Origin of the sequence: Lysinibacillus sphaericus (assembly GCF_006864135.1) — a bacterium.
Classification (GTDB): domain Bacteria; phylum Bacillota; class Bacilli; order Bacillales_A; family Planococcaceae; genus Lysinibacillus.
This window is the reverse complement of sequence record NZ_SADV01000005.1, coordinates 70992-88334: the sequence shown is the minus strand read 5'-3', so window position 1 is coordinate 88334 and position 17343 is coordinate 70992. Positions and strand designations below refer to the sequence as shown.

11 protein-coding genes, 1 other RNA gene and 1 pseudogene are annotated in these 17343 nt (G+C 37.7%); 10 read left to right on the top strand and 3 right to left on the bottom strand.

Going from position 1 to position 17343, the window contains the following annotated elements:
• Positions 1 to 184: 184 nt before the first annotated feature.
• Together C7Y47_RS07980 and recU are read right to left on the bottom strand one after the other, a co-directional pair.
• Positions 185 to 2890, bottom strand: coding sequence for a transglycosylase domain-containing protein (locus C7Y47_RS07980; protein WP_142508292.1), 2706 nt, complete (start codon positions 2888 to 2890; stop codon positions 185 to 187).
• On the bottom strand, positions 2887 to 3537 hold the full coding sequence (gene recU, locus C7Y47_RS07975; RefSeq protein WP_142508291.1) for a Holliday junction resolvase RecU: 651 nt from the start codon (positions 3535 to 3537) through the stop codon (positions 2887 to 2889). The genes C7Y47_RS07980 and recU overlap by 4 nt, the downstream gene beginning before the upstream one ends.
• A 413-nt stretch (positions 3538 to 3950) precedes the next feature.
• On the opposite strand from recU, the gene C7Y47_RS07970 reads away from it, so the two are divergent.
• The 3 genes from C7Y47_RS07970 (at position 3951) to C7Y47_RS07960 (ending at position 7482) form a co-directional block, all read left to right on the top strand.
• Positions 3951 to 4145: a hypothetical protein gene (locus C7Y47_RS07970; protein ID WP_053482465.1), complete on the top strand. Its 195-nt coding sequence runs from the start codon at positions 3951 to 3953 to the stop codon at positions 4143 to 4145.
• A 714-nt stretch (positions 4146 to 4859) separates the two neighbouring features.
• Complete coding sequence (locus C7Y47_RS07965) at positions 4860 to 5243, top strand: YppE family protein (RefSeq protein ID WP_142508290.1); 384 nt, start codon at positions 4860 to 4862, stop codon at positions 5241 to 5243.
• Entirely contained in the window at positions 5218 to 7482 is a 2265-nt protein-coding gene (locus tag C7Y47_RS07960) for a DEAD/DEAH box helicase (protein ID WP_142508289.1), read from the top strand. The genes C7Y47_RS07965 and C7Y47_RS07960 overlap by 26 nt, the downstream gene beginning before the upstream one ends.
• A 555-nt stretch (positions 7483 to 8037) precedes the next feature.
• On the opposite strand, the gene C7Y47_RS07955 is transcribed toward C7Y47_RS07960, so the two are convergent.
• Entirely contained in the window at positions 8038 to 8583 is a 546-nt protein-coding gene (locus C7Y47_RS07955) for a hypothetical protein (RefSeq protein WP_142508288.1), read from the bottom strand.
• Positions 8584 to 9006: 423 nt separating this feature from the next.
• On the opposite strand from C7Y47_RS07955, the pseudogene C7Y47_RS07950 reads away from it, so the two are divergent.
• The 7 genes and pseudogenes from C7Y47_RS07950 to C7Y47_RS07920 all read left to right on the top strand — a co-directional run.
• A pseudogene (locus C7Y47_RS07950) lies at positions 9007 to 9610 on the top strand (Zn-binding domain-containing protein); the annotation flags it as partial.
• Between the two features lie 368 nt (positions 9611 to 9978).
• Complete coding sequence (locus C7Y47_RS07945) at positions 9979 to 11235, top strand: ribonuclease H-like domain-containing protein (protein WP_142508287.1); 1257 nt, start codon at positions 9979 to 9981, stop codon at positions 11233 to 11235.
• Positions 11236 to 11353: 118 nt separating this feature from the next.
• Positions 11354 to 11647 (top strand): cell division regulator GpsB, encoded by a 294-nt coding sequence (gpsB, locus tag C7Y47_RS07940; RefSeq protein WP_100544475.1) that lies wholly within the window; start codon positions 11354 to 11356, stop codon positions 11645 to 11647.
• 60 nt (positions 11648 to 11707) lie between these two features.
• Positions 11708 to 12088, top strand: an RNA gene (gene rnpB, locus C7Y47_RS07935) — RNase P RNA component class B.
• A gap of 292 nt (positions 12089 to 12380) precedes the next feature.
• Complete coding sequence (locus C7Y47_RS07930) at positions 12381 to 14120, top strand: GGDEF domain-containing phosphodiesterase (protein ID WP_142508286.1); 1740 nt, start codon at positions 12381 to 12383, stop codon at positions 14118 to 14120.
• A 3-nt stretch (positions 14121 to 14123) separates the two neighbouring features.
• Positions 14124 to 15260 carry a THUMP domain-containing class I SAM-dependent RNA methyltransferase gene (locus C7Y47_RS07925; protein WP_142508285.1) on the top strand — a complete coding sequence of 379 codons (1137 nt, stop codon included), beginning with the start codon at positions 14124 to 14126 and terminating at the stop codon, positions 15258 to 15260.
• 85 nt (positions 15261 to 15345) lie between these two features.
• Positions 15346 to 17253 carry an ATP-dependent DNA helicase gene (locus C7Y47_RS07920; RefSeq protein ID WP_142508284.1) on the top strand — a complete coding sequence of 636 codons (1908 nt, stop codon included), beginning with the start codon at positions 15346 to 15348 and terminating at the stop codon, positions 17251 to 17253.
• Positions 17254 to 17343: the final 90 nt, after the last annotated feature.

Genomic DNA, 17343 nt, shown 5'->3' with positions numbered 1-17343 from the left:
ATTAGATTGCCCTGCCAAAGAAACGTTTTATGTGTTGTGGTTGATTGGTGGGGAAGCGACCAGCCGGAACGGCAATCAACTCCTCTCTTGACGAAAAGACATACTTTTTTGACACTTTGACTTATAGACATATAGTTTTCCAACAACAAAAAAGCAGAGTAGCGTTATGCTACTCTGCTTTATTTTATTCAGTACTACCGGTACCATCATCCGGTGCGGTTGGTTCAGTTGGCGTAGTTGGTGGCTTGCTACCATTATTGTTGCCGTTGTTACCTGGGGGGTTACCGTTATTTCCTGTATTGCCGCTGTTACCATTCCCACCGGCGTTACCATTGCCACCAGTATTAGCATTGCCATTGTTGCTGTTATTGCCATTGTTACCATTGTGATTACCATTGTCCCCGTTGTTGCCATTTTGATCAGGTGCTGTTGGCTCCTCAACATCAGGTTTATCCGGAGTATCTGGCTCTTTATCTTTATCCTCTTCATCAGTCGTACCTGCTATTTGGAAGGTAGCTGTACCTGGTTTACTGCGTGTATCCTCAACAACTGCTACGACAGAAATCGTGTAATTGCCATCTTCTAGTTCTTTGCTGCTAATCGTTAAGTCTTTGCTTTCCGTTGTACCAAGAGAAATAGTTTTTCCGCCTTCTCGTTTAGCAGATACCTCGAAGGTAGTTGGTAGCGGTTCATTTGTTTCCGGATTAAGCATTGCATCATGCTGCCAAGAAATATTGATTGATCGACCTTCTATATCAAGGCTTGCACTTACATTGTAAGGTGAAGCAAGTTCCGGCATTGCGTATTCATTTGAAACTTCCTTAGGCTCTGTACCACGGACAAATAGCTCTGTTCGACGTTTCTCACTTGGAGTAAAGTTACTTGCTAATTTAAGTGGCTTTGTGCCTGCTTCAATTGTAGCTTCCACAACTGAGTTTGGTTTTTTGAAACGTGGTGTTTCAACGTTCGCCGAAATCTCTTTCATAATTTGTTTAAATAAATGTTGTGGTAAACGACGTTCATCCCAAGTTGTAATAGGATCAAAGTGTTTTTCATAACCACTCCAAATAGCGATTGAATAGTTTGATGTGTAACCAGCAAACCATGAATCAGGTACACTTGTATCCGGTAAATTATGCTTGTTAAAATCAGCGCGTGAATAGTTTGTTGTACCTGTTTTACCTGCGATATCTAATCCAGGTACATTGGCTGCAGTACCTGACGCATCAGGTTTATTACCGACAACGTCACGTAACATATCTGTCACCATGTAAGCTGTATAATCGCTCATTGCTACAGTTGGTTCTGGTGTGTAGTCTTTTGTTGTTTTACCATCACGGTAAACGATTTTTGTAATCGCATAAGGATCAGTGTAAACACCGTTATTCCCAAATGCTGCATAGGAAGCTGCCATTTGTGTAGGAGACATTGTAATATCCCCACCACCGATCGCATCAGATTCATAAACTTTTTCAGCATTAATGCCTAAACGACCAACAAATTCTTGAGCTTTATCAATACCTACTTCTTTTAATACTTTAACAGCTGGAACGTTACGTGAAGCATATAAAGCTTTACGTGCTGTTATTGCTCCCATATACTTATTATCCCAGTTTGTAATAGTTTGATCCGAACTTGAGTATTTCATAGGTTCATCCACAAGTGTTTGACCTGTTGACCATTTTAAATTTTCGATTGCTGGTCCATAATCTAGTAATGGCTTCATAGTTGAGCCTGGTTGATGTTTTAAATCATATGCATAGTTGAAACCACGGTTAACCCCGTAATTGCGTCCGCCACCGATTGCTTGAATTTGACCACTTTTCGTATCAACGACAGTTACACCAGATTGAATCTCTTTAGTTGGGAAGTTACTGTCATCATTCATAATGTTTTCCACAATTTGTTGGGCTTTCGGATCAAGAGTTGTGTAAACTTTAATTCCTTCCGCCATTGCACTTCCATCACCGTTTTCCTCTAGCTCATTAATAACAACATCAAGGAAGGCATCGTACTTAGTGCCAGCAAATTTTTGACGAGTTTCATCATCAGCGAGGCCGATTTTAACATCTACTTTTTTTGCTTCTTCCATTTCCTCTTTTGAAATTTTACCATGCTGATACATTAAACCTAAAACAGTGTTTCGACGTTTCTCGGCAAGCTCTGGGTATTTTATTGGATTGTATGCATTTGGACGTTGTACTAAACCTGCAAGTAATGCTTCTTCATCTAAAGTTAAATCTTTTAGTTCTTTCCCATAGAAATATTGGGCTGCTGTACCGAAGCCATAAACACGACCTGACATCAGCATTTTGTTAAAGTACATTTCAAAAATTTCTTCTTTTGAATATTTACGTTCTAATTGGTAGGCAAGCCAAGCTTCCTGTGCTTTACGTTTTAATTTTTTCTCATTTTGTAAAAATGAGTTTTTAACAACTTGCTGTGTTAATGTAGAGGCCCCTTGTGCCCCGAAGCCATCACGGAAGTTAGCGAGTATTGCGCCACCAAGGCGATAAAAATCCATACCACCGTGCTCGAAAAAGCGTGCATCTTCCGTTGCAAGGATAGCGTTAATCATATCCTTTGGTATATCTTCATATTTTACATATTTACGGTTTTTTGCACCTATCGTTGCAAATAAATCACCGTTTTTATCATAGAACTCTGAGGAAACCGGATCCTTCAGTAAGTTTTCATCTAGTTCAGGTGCGCTACTTGCATAATAGGCGAATAACCCTGCACCTCCAATAAAACATGCAGCTATAACAGCTACTATTGTTAACGTAATGCGCTTGAACCATTTTTTCTTCGATGGTTTCGGTGCGCTTTTTTTATTTTTTTGAGCGAGAGCCTTTTGATGCTCACCGCGTGTCGGACGACGTTCAGTCATTCTACTATCTCCTCACTTTCAGAACCATGGCTTTTTGCTTCAATTAGCTTTTGGACAATCGGTAAATAATCGATCCGTGGATAATAGCTTGTAGGAATTTCAAAAGCTTCCTTTTCTATAGTTGAAAAGGAAATCGATTTACGTTCACCGTTTTCCATCGCTAGCCAGGCCTTTTGTAAAACATCGTATGGCACGATAAAATATCGTTCAAAAGCTGAGAAACGAACGATAATAAAAGCCACACCATTTTGTTCCGTCACTTGCTGCATATGTGTCATTTGATGTACGTGAATATTCTTTAGGGGAAAGCTAGTCTTTGAAGCAGTTTCCTTTGCATCAAAATCAATATAATGCCCATTCCAAACCCCATTGTAATCTGTTGTCGATGGTGTTCGGAAATAAGCCTCACGAATAACTGCAGCACTTCGTGATGGGTACTCTACTTTGACGATTTGCACGGGAACAGGTTTCTTATGAATGATAGCAAGTCGCCTTTTTACATAATAATCATTTGCTTCATTAATTTCATCTTCTAGTGTTTTCCCTCGATTACTAAAAGAAAAATCCTTGTCCTTTCCCTTTTTTGCTGTTTTTTCAACAGTTGGATTAGGGGAATATAATTTCCCATTCGGATAACGAATTGTCACTTAGTTCACCCTCTATAATACTGCTATTATACAATAGTTTACCATGATTAAGTAGCAGTTCTCCACTTCCAATAATAGTATGATTGATGCTAGATTAACGGTGATTTAAATTACCATTAAATAACCGATCTTTGGGCAATTTTCGCCTCTTAAAGTCGAAAAATATCATGTAATATAACTCGAGAATCGTCAAAATAACTGATGAAATTTCCAAACGAATTTATAGAAAAAACTAATCGCTACGTTAGTTTCTCTACTTAATAGACAATTTTGAAGACTACGAAAATAGACTAGTTCAATTAAATTTTATCGAAATACTTCTTCTTTCAGCTAACTTACGCTTATTTTGTCACGCATGAAGGGTATTTTATACATGCGAGGAATACATAAATTAAAGCAAAGGAGGCGTTATTTTGAACAAGTTAAAACAATTAGTTGCGCAGTTGGATCTGGTCAATCAATTACTGTTAACGAGAGTGTCTTTGGAAAACAACGCACAGAGCATGAATTTTTTTATGCAGCTTAAATCTGTTAGCCAGAAAGTAAGCTTAGCAGAAAAGAACTGGCAAGTAAAGAATGCTTGTTCGCCTATTAGTAGTGAAAAATGATAGACTTTGGTACACTTATCTCATATGCAATATAGATAACCCAATATGAGTATTTTTCATACATTATCTACCACAATGAGTGATGTACCTTAAATAGTACTCATCATCAAAAGCTAGGGATGTCATTTTCCTGAAAAATATGCCATTTATATGGGCAGATTGATGTGATGACTGGGCAACGCTTTAGTCACTGATAAGACCTCGAGAATGCGCTAGTAGTGGGACAAGACTAAAAACATTATATGTCCTGTGATAGCTCTTTTAAGACCAACATTGTGCGCTGTCGTTGCTCTTCCCACAGTCGAACGAAAATCAATCTCAAGTTTATGGTGATGAGCCATAAATAGAGCTTTTATTCATCATTGGGAGTAATATAACTCATATAATATAAATAATTTTGTAGACTAAGGTAGAACGAATTTTAGAATAATAGGTTCGCTTGCGCTCATGTAAATGCAGGTGAATCTTCATTTTAAGGATGGATTCAACCTAAATACGATAAAATTCTAAGGTTCATCACCAAAAGTTGTGTTGAAACATGTGACATGTAATGCGTTAAGGCTTTCAAACGAACCTCGGTTGTTGCTGTCGCTACGCTTCCGCACAGAAGAACCTTGGTTGTTCCATTCGGATGCCCTCAGGAAAGTGCATAGTCGATCGGATGAAACCCAACTTTATGGTGATGAGCCTTCATTAATGAGATGAGGTGCGAAATTGTTGTTACTGCAGCAAACTTCCCAATTAGTAGATGAATGTGAAAAATGTGTTTCACGCTTTTGGCAAATGCGTGAGGAGAATCGTTCTCCTGACTTTTTTGTGGAGGTTAAGCCACACGCTGATGTCATTCACCAGCTTTTAAAGGAATGGCAGCAAGAGGCGAATAAGTGGATTCAAAAAAATCAGCCAAAATATATGCATACACAACAAATTGCTTCAGCGGTGGAATCGATGGAGCAATTTGTTGTGCAATCCTTTTATAAAGAAACGAGTAAAAAGCGTTTTTTAGATGCGATTCATTCAACCTCTTATACATTAAAAATTTTTGAAAGGTTAGTGAAGGAGATAGAAACAGATGTTATCGAAAAAAAGGACCATTAGTGAACTGTTAAACGAGTGGAGATATGATGAGGAGTTAAAGGAACGCATTTTACACTGGCAAACGCTTGAAGGGCGTGAAGCTAAATATGCACCTTTACCAGAGAATTTACATCCCTCACTTGTAAAGGCTCTTCGCGCAAGAGGAATAGAACAACTATATACCCATCAACGTCAGGCGTTTGAATACGCGATGGAGGGTGTTTCCTTTACTGCCGTTACACCAACAGCGTCTGGAAAATCATATTGCTACCATTTACCGGTACTACAAAAAATAGTAGAAGATAAAAATTCACGCGCGATTTATTTATTTCCAACGAAAGCTTTGGCGCAGGATCAGAAAAATGATTTAAATGAACTAATCGAACAAAGCGGTGAGGAAATTTTAAGTTATACGTATGATGGGGATACCGCGCCTGGCATTCGCCAAAAGGTTCGTAAGGCAGGGCATATTGTAATGACAAATCCTGATATGCTTCATTCAGGGATTTTGCCACATCATACGAAATGGGTTTCACTATTTGAAAATTTGCAGTATATCGTCATTGATGAGTTGCATACATATAAAGGTGTGTTTGGCTCGCATGTTGCGCACGTTATTCGAAGATTAAAACGTATTTGTGAGTTTTATGGCAGTAAGCCGATTTTCATTTGTACATCAGCAACGATCAAAAATCCAAAAGAGTTAGCGGAAGCTTTAACGAATGAAAGCCATGCCTTAATTAGCGATTCTGGCGCGCCAGTTGGGAAAAAGACATTTCTTTTTTATAATCCACCAATCGTCCATAAAACATTTGGCGTGCGTCGAAGTGCTGTTTTAGAGGTGAGCGATCTCGCGAAAAGATTATATACAGCAGGTATTCAAACCATTATTTTTGCTAAAAGTCGTGTGCGAGTAGAAATGATTGTGACGTATTTAAAGGAGCTTACACGCAATAAGCTTTTAGATGAATCGGTGAGAGGTTATCGTGGTGGTTATTTACCCTCTGAGCGACGTGTTATTGAACGAGGCCTTCGTGATGGTACTATTCAGACTGTGGTTAGTACAAATGCACTGGAATTAGGTGTCGATATTGGCCAATTACAAGCATGTATCATGACAGGATACCCGGGAAATATCGCTAGTGCTTGGCAGCAAGCTGGTCGTGCTGGCCGTCGTCAGGACGAGGCACTAATCATTTATGTAGCACAATCGGCAGCACTTGACCAGTACGTAGTGAACCATCCACTTTTTCTACTTGGCAGTGCACCAGAGGAAGCGCGTATTTATCCTGAAAATATGTTGATTTTAATGGATCATTTGAAATGTGCAGCGTTTGAGCTACCATTTTCCGTACATGATATGTATGGTGAATATGAGATTCAAGAGTTACTGGCCTATTTAGCGGAGGAAGGCGTTGTTTTTAAAACGAGTGAGAAGTGGCATTGGATGAGTGACCGTTTCCCGGCACATGACATTAGTCTTCGTTCTGCTTCACAAGAAAATGTTGTAATCATTGATATGACTATCGCTGCGCAAACAAAGGTTATTGGTGAAATGGATCGTCATAGTGCGATGACATTACTACATGAAGAGGCGATTTATTTGCATCAGGGCATTCAATTTCAAGTAGAAAAGCTTGATTGGGAAGAGAAGAAAGCGTATGTACGGGAAGTAGATGTCGATTACTATACTGACGCTAATCTTGCAGTTGAGATGAAGGTGCTAGAAGAAGATCGGAGCCGAGATTATCATGGTGGAGTTATTGGCTTCGGTGATGTTGGTTTAGTCGCACAGGCAACGATCTTTAAAAAAATACGCTTCGGTACACACGATAATATCGGTTCTGGCCCTATTCATTTACCACCGGACGAAATGCATACAAGCTCTTCGTGGCTATCGTTCTCTGCGCTAGAAAAATGGTCGGAGGCGGAGCTAACAGACGCCATGACAGGAGCTGCATATGCGATGAATGCGTTCATACCTTTGTTTATTCAATGTGATAGTAGCGACGTAGCAGTTGTCCCACAGGTAAAGACAACTCATAATGAGCAGCCGACATTCTTTGTCTATGACAAGTATCCTGGTGGTATCGGCTTAAGTGAAAAAGTATATGATTTGTGGGAAGATTTGTTGACTAAGACATTGGAGCATGTAGCAAATTGTGCTTGCGAATCAGGGTGTCCATCGTGTATAGGGGCTCAGGATAGCTTGGAACAAGCGAAGAAAAAAGTAATAGAGTTACTTCGAATTTTAAATTAGAGATAAAAGAGGTTATGAGAGGAAAAAGTCTAGCACTATCCCACCATGCTCTTCTTTGATTAATTTATAAATCATCTTACAGTTGTTCCTAGTAAGTTCTTTTAGTTGACGTCGAGAAGAGTTAGGGTGTTTTTTCAAAATTAAGCGAAGTAACTTAAGTCTTTTTGCACTCAGTTCGTTACTACCTTCTGCAATTGGCTACATTTTTAAATTTCCCGAATCTGCATTAATCTGATTTAAGAGTAAATACATTGTCATTTTTCATAACATCAGCACTAATTTTCCAACAAGGATGATAAGTCAGTTCGTAAAACAATCATAGCTTTCTCAACATTTTTCGATTTAGCATATCAGTTTAAACGCACAACTTATGGTGAAACTCACTCTTAGTCTGGAGTTTGTAATTTGTAGTTACTTGTTTGCCAGTACTGGATGGACTGTAACATGTGACGTAACTGATGCGTGATGGAAATGGAAAAATAAAACGGGCTAGCTGATAAGTCAATTACAACTTATAGCTAACCCATTTAATAGGAAACCTTATATGTTTCTATTTTAATTGTCGTATCCGATTTCCCCTTGTTTAACTTTCGCTAATTCACCACTCTCACTTACCAATTTAAATTTATAAGATTTTCCACGAGGTAAGTGATCTGTTGGTGCTGATTTCCAGAAAGTTCCAGATGTAGGGAAAACTACTTTCCCTACGAATTTATCTGAGCTGTCATAAAAATAAACCGCAAGATCCTTTGTTCTGTTTACTCTTTCTACAGTTACATAAACAGGATTTTTATATAGTTTGCCATTGTTAATCCATACAAAATTTTTAAATTCACCTTTGCCAAAATCATCATAATGATTAGGATATTGAGCACTTCTTGAAGAAATTAATGTCTCTTCCTGTTTAGAGGAATCCTCTATTTTTTTTAAATATTCCTCTTCAGTATAGGGTGTTATTTCCTGATTATCGGCATCATAATATTTTGCCATATTATTTTCGTTAGTATTTTCCATTTCCGCTGCTTTAACAGAATCTTCGTTAATAGATAATACAAATGTAGCTATAAATACTGTGAATAAACTCATAACCCATTTTTTCAAAACTACATTCCCTTTCTTGTAATATATATACATATTATACAAAATAATGTATTTAATATATAGTTTATGATGAAAATAAGAATAAATATCTAGTATAATATATAATTATATTACTAAAATGATATTTTTGATACTAGGATTCACTAGCGTTGTATAAAATTGAATGAATTTTCCGTCTATTCATTTTCTTCCGTTTTTAAGAAAATGAAAGACACTCAAATAAAAGTAGTAAACATCCATTTATTTACTATAACCTTTAACAGGGGAAACTGACAGCTCAAAATCCTTAGGGGATCTTCTTTTCTTCAATTTCTCGAAGCCAAATACGTGCTGATTTCCATAGTACTGCTTTTAAGAGACTACAATTTGTAAGTACGTGAAGCTATGCTAGCACGTTTAAGCTGTAAACAATTATCGTAATATAAAGCGTATGTACGAGAAGTAGATGTCGATTACTATACTGACGCTAATCTAGCTGGGAGATGAAGGTGCTAGAGGAAGATCGGAGCCGAGATTATAAAGGCGGTATTATTGGCTTCGGTGATGTTGGTTTAGTCGCACAGGCAACGATCTTTAAAAAATACGCTTCGGTACACACGATAATATCGGTTCTGGCCCTATTCATTTACCACCGGACGAAATGCATACAAGCTCTTCGTGGCTATCGTTCTCTGCGCTAGAAAAATGGTCGGAGGCGGAGCTAACAGACGCCATGACAGGAGCTGCATATGCGATGAATGCGTTCATACCTTTGTTTATTCAATGTGATAGTAGCGACGTAGCAGTTGTCCCACAGGTAAAGGCAACTCATAATGAGCAGCCGACATTTTTTGTTTATGATAAGTACCCTGGTGGTATTGGTCTAAGTGAAAAAGTTTATGAACTATGGGAAGAGCTATTATCGAGAACACCGCACCATGTAGTGAGCTGTGTTTGTGAATCAGGTTGTCCATCGTGTATAGGAGCTCAAGATAGCTTGGAGCAGGGGAAGAAGAAAGTAATAGAGCTGCTTCAAGTTTTAAATTAGAGTACAAAGAGGGCTTGATAGGAAAAAGTCTAATACTATTCCTTTAAGTCCTCTTCTTGCATTCGTGTATAAATCAATTTACGGTTGCTCGATTTCAGCGAAAAATCTACTCTTATCCGAAAAAGATTTCAATTATTATAGGATTAACTTTATCCACTAAATTCACCTGTACTCTGCGACGAAATCAAAACGACAAGAGCATTCGTCTAGCCCTTCTAAAAATCACGTCCTTTTTGTGCAATAGCTAAAAGTTGCACTATGATTACTATAAGTTATACTTGTGGTGAAAACTCAAAATAGTTTATAGCAAGCGAAGAAAAACGTACACAAATTTTAGCAATTTTACATGCAGAAAATGAGTGAAGTAAATGTCTTACGAAAATAAAATTTTACAAATGAAAAAAATGCTCGGTAAAAAAACGACAACAACTATAAAAAAAGAGGATAAACCTGCTTATCAAAAGCCTATTGCTCCAAGCTATACAGAGCAGTGGGCAAAAGCGGGCCTGACAGTTGTAGAAAATGATTTCGGTATTGTTTTTAAACGACAAGTGCGATATCCGTTTGGTTTTCAACATGGTCATTATAAGTTGCAGTCATATTTTGATGCATTAGTAAAATGGCAAGAGGCAAAGTTTGAACATCCATATGCGTTAAAAATGGATGAAAAGGTATTATTTTTTGATACGGAAACTACTGGGTTAAAGGGTGTAGGTACACAAATTTTTCTTCTGGGCTTTTTAGAAGTGTCAAAAGAAGATGAAAGCTTTATTTTAACGCAATTTATTCTAGCCGATCCTGCTCATGAGGCCGCGTTACTTTTTGAATCGAAGCTTTGGCAAAAAACAGCAACGGTGATTACCTACAATGGAAAAAGCTTTGACTGGCCGCAACTTGAAACACGTTGGACACTCCATCAAAAAGAATTACCTAAATTGCGTACACAGCGGCAAATTGATTTGTTGCATAGTTCAAAGCGTTTATGGAAAAATGATATGGAACGAATGAAATTAAAATCTGTGGAAGAAGAGAAGCTTGGCTTTTCCCGTATTGGAGATATACCTGGATATCTAGCACCAATCATTTATTTAGATGCAATTAAAAGTGGTGTTCCAGATGCACTTATGAAAGTCCTTCTTCACAATGAATGGGATTTACTTTCACTGATTACACTTTATGTCCACTCTACAAATTTGCTGTTTGAGGAGGCAAGCGAAGAATCGGCAAAAACGTTTACAAATATCGGGAAATGGTATGCTGATTTAAAAGAGGGTTCACAGAGCGTAAAAGTTTTGGAAAAGGTAACGACCCAATTTGATGCACTAGAAGCAGGAAATGCACAATATTATTTAGCAATCCAGCAGAAAAGAAATAAAAAGTTTAGTGAAGCAATCGATGCATTTGTGGCTGCTCTTCATTTCGTTGATTCACGAAAAAAGTTGCATGTATTAGAACAGCTCGCTATGATATATGAACATCAAATGAAAGATTATAACCAGGCCATTTATTATACGCAAGAGGGCATAAAATTAATTAAAAAGAATGAGCAATGGGGAGTAGAACAAAAGGAGAAATGGGAAATTTCTTGGGAAAAGAGGTTACTCAGGTTAGGAAATAAGAAATAATTTCCCGGGTAAGCGCAAGAAACGACAAGTTTAGCCTTACATTTAATGTTTTCAGACGATATAATGTGATGAAGTATGCTATAATGTAACGCATGTAGTGTGAGGAAGGGCGATGTGAATGGATATTAAATTAACGTCAAAAAAGATCCTTGAAAAGGAATTTAAGAAGAATTTTAAAGGCTACAATGTAGAAGAAGTCGATTCATTTCTTGATGAGATAATACAAGACTATGAAACGTTTGAAAAAGTGGTGGCCCAACTTCGTGAAGAAAATAAACAGCTAAAAGAAGAAATTGATAATACTCCTAAGAGACAACCTGTTGCATCTGCTACTGGTACGACAAACTTTGATATTTTAAAACGTCTTTCGAATTTAGAGAAACACGTATTTGGTAGTAAGTTGTACGAATAATTTTTTGTCAAATATATTGTATTTATCATAAAACTCTAGTATAATCTTTTTATCATCATGAAATTCTGGTAATCGCTGCGGCGCTAGACGTCGTAGAGGAAAGTCCATGCTCGCACGGTTCTGAGATGACCGTAGTGTTCGTGCTTACTGAAAAAATAAGGTAAGGCAGCTGTAAAGGCTGACGGCGGAAGGAAAACCTAAGTCTTAATGATATGGTTGAAACTTCCTGAAAGTGCCACAGTGACGTAGCTTGCTTGGAAACATGCAAGGTGGAACGAGGTAAACCCCACGAGTGAGAAACCCAAATTATGGTAGGGGCACTCTCTTGAAGGAATTGAACGGATAGAGGGACAGAGCTGGCTCTGTAGATAGATGATTACTACCCGGTCGTACGAGGCGATAGCTGTTTGAGTACTCGGGAACAAAACATGGCTTATGGAATTTTTTGATGCTTATTATGAAATGACAAGCGCTCTCCAACTTGGTGGAGAGCTTTTCTTTTGAATACAGTAAGAAAAAGTTACTTGTTAATCATGTCTAGACATGAGCGATATACGTTTGAGAATAAGGCTGTACACTGTTGGTCATGCCCCTGTCACTACGATTCGAAACATAAACATCTAATAAACTATTATCGCAACGATGTACATATTGTCTACATACGAGTAGACTGACGCAAAAGCGCTTTTCTGAAAAATGAGGGTAGTAAAGAGAGATAGGATGGAGCGGAAACATGAACGGAGTGAACGATAGTCTGGAGAAGCTAAATTCGATTTCCAAATATCCTACTGCATTAATAACAAAAATCTTCGAAAATGTATCTGAAGGCATCATGATTACGGATAAAGAGAAAAGAATAGAAATGGTCAATCCTGCATTTGAATTTGTTACCGGCTATAAGCGTAATGAAGTGATTGGAAAAACGCCAGCCGTACTACAGTCAGGTGTTCATGAATTGCAATTTTATTTAGATATGTGGCAAAAGATACGACAAGAAGGCAATTGGCAGGGGGAAATATGGAATCGTCGTAAAACCGGAGACGTATATCCAGAATGGTTAACAATTGTTGGTATAACCAGCGATGAGGGAGAAATTACAAATTACTGTGGTATTTTCACAGATTTGTCTGAGAGAAAAATAGTAGAAAATGAACTAGAAAAGCGTTTATTAACTGACTCATTAACGGATGTATCAAATCGATTTGCATATATTGAAAGAATGGATAATCTACTAGAATCAACTTCTACTATTTCTCATTCAGTACAGCATGCAGTCTATTTTTTAGATTTAGATCGATTTAAGCAAATTAATGATACGTTAGGTCATGCGGTCGGAGATACCATTCTAGTAGAAGTGGCAAAGCGCTTAAAAACATTGTTGAAAAATAAAGATATCATTGCTAGATATGGCGGTGATGAATTTATTATTACGTTAACAAACGTGAAGAATGCCAAAGAAGCCGCAAATTTTGCTGAACAAATTATTGGAATTATTGAACAGCCTTTGGATATTAATGGTCAAGATATTTTTATTTCTACGAGTATTGGTATCAGTATGTATCCATTAGATGGTGAAGCAACGGAGCAATTGATTCATTGCGCTGACAAGGCAATGACTTATTCAAAAAAGAATGGCCTTAACGACTATGCTTTTTATTTTGATGAATTGAAGACTGACTCACAGCGTGTTTTATTATTAGATTCAGAACTACGAAGAGCAATCGAAAACCGGGAATTTCATCTGCATTTCCAACCTAAAGTATCTATGGAAAATGAAGAAATTCAAGGGCTAGAGGCACTTGTTCGTTGGAATAGTGAAAGACTAGGGTTCGTCTCTCCAGCAGAATTTATTCCGTATGCTGAGGAAACAGGATTAATCATTCCTTTAAGTGAAGTGATCCTAGAAAAAGCTTGTGAGGCAGTTATAGAGATGCGTCAATGTGGCTACAAAACGCCAGTTGCTATTAATATTTCAAGTATTCACTTTAAGCAACAAAACTTTTTAGACTCTGTTCAGTCAATATTAGAGCGTTATAACACGCCTGCTAACAATTTTGAAATCGAAGTTACAGAACGTACTGTGATGAACAGTGCTAATGAAACGGTTAGCAAGCTTGTGCAGCTGAAGAAAATGGGCTTTAAAATTTCTATTGATGATTTTGGGACAGGTTATTCATCTCTTAGTTATTTGGTTCGCTTCCCCCTTGATTATTTAAAAATCGACCGAAGCTTCATTCAGCATATTGGCTCACTCGATGAAAAACAGGCAGTAGTGGATGCAATTATTCAAATGTCGCATCGTCTAAAAATGAAAGTTGTTGCTGAAGGTGTAGAACAAGCACAACAAGTGGATATACTACGTAAAATGAACTGTGATATAATTCAAGGTTATTATTACAGCAAACCGTTGCCACTTCACGAACTTATGGAGTTTATGGAGTATTGGGAAATTGAACATCAAGGAAGGAATTAGTGTATGGCAAACTATAAATTAGTAGCAACTGCAGCAATGGGACTAGAGTCGATTGTAGCACAAGAGGTACAGGCATTAGGTTATGAAACAACAGTCGATAACGGCAAAGTGTATTTTGAAGGTGACGAAACGGCCATTGCACGGACAAACTTATGGCTACGTGTAGCTGACCGAGTAAAAATCGTTGTGGGACAGTTCCCTGCTAAATCTTTTGAACAGTTATTTGAAAGTGTAAAAGCGCTACCTTGGGAAAAATACTTACCAGTTGATGCAGCTTTCCCAGTATCGGGGAAATCTGTTAAATCCAAATTATTTAGTGTACCCGATTGTCAGGCAATTACTAAAAAAGCAATTGTAGAGCGCATGAAACAACATTATAAGCGTTTAGGATTTTTAGATGAATCAGGTGCAACGTATAAAATAGAAGTTTCAATTTTAAAAGATGTGGCTACACTTACTATTGATACTTCGGGTGCTGGCTTGCATAAGCGTGGTTATCGTCAAGCACAGGGTGAAGCACCATTAAAAGAAACATTAGCAGCAGCACTCGTACAAATTTCAAAGTGGAATCCGAATCGACCATTCGTTGATCCATTCTGTGGTTCAGGTACAATTGCATTAGAAGCAGCAATGTTTGGCCAAAATATTGCACCGGGCTATAATCGTGAGTTTATTTCAGAGAATTGGCCATGGATGAAGGCAAAAATTTGGGATGCAGCGCGAGATGAAGCGGATAGCTTAGCGAACTACGATCAACCATTAGAAATTATCGGGTCTGATATAGATCATCGTATGGTGAGTATTGCACAAGAAAATGCACTAGAAGCGGGCTTTGGTGATATGATTACGTTCAAGCAAATGCAAGCACGTGATTTTACAACACAGCTAACAGATGGTGTTTTGATTGGTAATCCCCCATACGGAGAGCGTATTGGTGACATCGAAGTCGTGGAACAGGTAATTCGTGATTTAGGAAAAGTCATGAAAAACTATCCGACTTGGTCTGTATACATGTTATCTTCAATGAAAAACTTTGAGGAATTGTACGGTCGTCAATCGACGAAGAAGCGTAAATTATTCAATGGCTTTATTGAAACAAATTATTACCAGTTCTGGGGACAAAAGTCTAAAAGAGATTAACAAACGGTAACGGAAGATAAGATTTTTTCTTATCTTCCGTTTCGTCGCGTATAATAGGAACAGATAGTTAGAGGGGGAACGACAATTGCGTAAATCTTTACCATTTGTATTAACGAAGGACCGCTCATTTTTTGAGTCATTAGGTGACTGGATGGGGGACGTCCTTTACGATGAATTACCAGAAAAGGGCTTTGAGTGTCGTGATGAACAAATTTTTATGGCCTATCAAATTGAGCAGGCTCTAAAAGAGAAAAACGTGCTTTTTGCTGAGGCAGGTGTAGGGACTGGAAAAACAATTGCCTATTTACTACCAGCTGTATCCTATGCACGTTATACTGGAAAACCAGCTCTGATCGCATGTGCTGATGAAACTTTAATCGATCAGCTAGTAAAAGAGGGCGGCGATATTTATAAGCTACAAAAAACGTTAGGTCTTGAAATTGATGTTCGCTTAGCAAAGTCACGAGATCAATATTTATGTTTAAAGCGTTTTGAGGAAGCTGAAAAAGTGGTGTCCGATGAATGGATCGACGATATTGCGTTTTCTATACCTGATGGAGTATATGCACAGGGCTCGATGATTGCTATACAACCTTATGGTGAGCGTAGTGATTATCCAACTGTCAGTGATGAAGATTGGCAAAAAGTAAACTACAACTCGATTATGCAGTGTTCAGTATGTGACCTGCGTAATCGATGTGGTCAAACATTACATCGTGCACATTATCGTAAATCGGCGGATCTCATTATTTGTTCACAAGATTTTTTAATGGAACATTTAGCTACAAAGGATTCTCGTGAACGTGAAGGGCAATTAGCTTTATTGCCTGAAGTGTCAATGATTGTGCTAGATGAAGGCCATTTATTAGAATATGCCGCACAAAAAGCAATGACGTATAAAGTACAGGCGACAACAATTGTTACATTGTTAGAGCGTTTAATGGTAGATGGTGTGCGAGAACGTACATTATATGCTATGGAAAAATTACAAGATGACCATGAGTTATTTTTTGACCAGCTACGAGATGATCTAGTAGCTTCTGAAGAAGAGCGTAAACGTATTAATAAATCGCCAAATTTATTGAAATACGGTAAACAACTTATTGCTGATGTTGAAACATTACTCGAGGAACTTGTCTTTGAATCTGAAATGTATATGATTCCAGAGTATGAATTAAATATGGCAGAGGAGTATTTAGAACAATACGAGGCATCCTTACGTATTTTCATAGCGCAGGGAGATGCAGTCGATTGGTTAGAGGAAACTGATGGAGAGGAAACGCTCGTAATTATGCCCCGCCTCATCACAGAAGTTTTAGCAGAAAAATTATTCTCTAAAAAACTTCCAATAATATTCTCTTCAGCAACTTTATCAGTCAACAAAGATTTTTCCTATATTGCTTATAGCTTAGGAATCCGTGATTATCAATCATTTTCTGTTCCATCACCATTCGATTATGAAAAAGTTATGCGAATTTATTTACATGAGCTATCACAAAAAGGGAAAACGGCGCGTGTTCAACAGCTATTACGTGACGGTGAAAAAACATTAGTTTTATTTAAATCAAAACAAGCAATGTTAGATTTCAAAGCAGAGTTACCTCTTATGGAACGGATGTATGTAGCGTTTGAGGGGGACCGCGAACTATCAGGAATTGTGCGTGATTTCCAAGAAGGCACCATCAAAACATTATGCTCCTATCATTTATGGGAAGGTCTAGATTTGCCAGAGGAGGCATTAACACGAGTTATTATTTATGATTTGCCTTTCCCTCCACATGATCCATTATTTGATGCGAAACGTACATTTGCTGAAAATCCATATGAAGAAGTGGAATTACCGTTTATGCAACTTCGTTTACAGCAAGGAATGGGGCGTTTAATTCGTACTTCAAACGACCATGGAGATATTCATATTTTGTTAAATGAAGAAGAAGCAAAGCAACGTGAAACATTTGAAAATATATTAGCCGTTACACCAGAAATTAAGTAGAAAAAAGCGAGTTTGCATCTGATGCAAGCTCGCTTTTTTGTATATTAAAATAACATTTCTATCGCGAGATAATGATGAGGTTGAAAAAAA

Excerpts from the sequence above, each read along its gene's own strand:
- C7Y47_RS07980 (WP_142508292.1), bottom strand. The coding sequence starts at position 2,890 with ATGACTGAACGTCGTCCGACACGCGGTGAGCATCAAAAGGCTCTCGCT.
- C7Y47_RS07960 (WP_142508289.1), top strand. The coding sequence starts at position 5,218 with ATGTTATCGAAAAAAAGGACCATTAGTGAACTGTTAAACGAGTGGAGA.
- C7Y47_RS07945 (WP_142508287.1), top strand. The coding sequence starts at position 9,979 with ATGTCTTACGAAAATAAAATTTTACAAATGAAAAAAATGCTCGGTAAA.
- gpsB (WP_100544475.1), top strand. The coding sequence starts at position 11,354 with ATGGATATTAAATTAACGTCAAAAAAGATCCTTGAAAAGGAATTTAAG.
- C7Y47_RS07930 (WP_142508286.1), top strand. The coding sequence starts at position 12,381 with ATGAACGGAGTGAACGATAGTCTGGAGAAGCTAAATTCGATTTCCAAA.
- C7Y47_RS07925 (WP_142508285.1), top strand. The coding sequence starts at position 14,124 with ATGGCAAACTATAAATTAGTAGCAACTGCAGCAATGGGACTAGAGTCG.